General features: G+C 59.4%; 1 protein-coding gene. It reads right to left on the minus strand.

Features of this window, described 5'->3' with window-relative positions:
- Positions 1-71: 71 nt before the first annotated feature.
- Positions 72-899, minus strand: an 828-nt coding sequence (locus tag D2V93_RS00015; protein ID WP_147377323.1) for an IS110 family RNA-guided transposase, incomplete at its 5' end; no start/stop codon positions are given.

Genomic DNA, 899 nt, shown 5'->3' on the forward strand with positions numbered 1-899 from the left:
TCGACCGTTATGCCATCTATCTCACCTCCACAGACATCTTGAGCGTTCAGCGTCAGCTGATCGCAATTCCGTCAGATTGATGCTTCCTGCGATTGATACACATCACCGCGCCGAAGGATCGCCCAAGCGACTCGGGCAAGCTTCGCAGCGAGCGCCACCACCACGACATTTGGATGCGCACGGGCAAGTAGGTTGCGTAGCCATACTCCCATGGCGGTTTGCTTTTCGACGAAGTGCCGCATCGCTGCTCGTGCGCCGTGGATAAGTTGGGTTCGTAGATAGCGGTTGCCCCGCTTGCTGATGCCCAGCATTTTGGTCTTGCCGCCAGTTGAGTGTTGTCGTGGTGTCAAACCGAGCCATGCGGCCAGATCACGCCCCTTGGCAAAGGCGCTGGCATCACCCACTGCGGCGACCAGTGCCGTGGCATTGATCGCCCCAATGCCAGGAACCGTGACCAGACGCTGAGCCAGATCATCTTCACGCGTCATGGCCATCAGTTCGTCGTCATAGGCTCCTATCCTGCGGTCAAGCTCTGCCCATTCATCGCGCAGGTCCCGAAGCAGGCGCAGCATTCTGGCGCTGATTGGCAAATCGCCCCCCATAAGATCATCAAGCCGCCGGATAAGAGGACCGCGCCGCTGAGGCAGGATTATGCCGCGTTCTAACAGGACGGCGCGCAGTTGGTTGGTCAACCGCGTCCGCTCCGCAACCAGCCTTGCACGCGCCCTGTGCAGGATCTGCAAATCGAGCTGAGCTTCGCTTTTTGGCGTCACCAGGCGCATGGTTGGCCGGGTCGCGGCTTCCGCGATGGCCTCCGCATCTCGATCATCGGTCTTCTGCGCTTTGACGTAGGGCTGAACATATTCCGGCGACATTAACCGCACCGAATGACCATGCGA

It is taken from the genome of Flagellimonas taeanensis (assembly GCF_003584105.1).
Taxonomy (GTDB): Bacteria; Bacteroidota; Bacteroidia; order Flavobacteriales; family Flavobacteriaceae; genus Flagellimonas; species Flagellimonas taeanensis.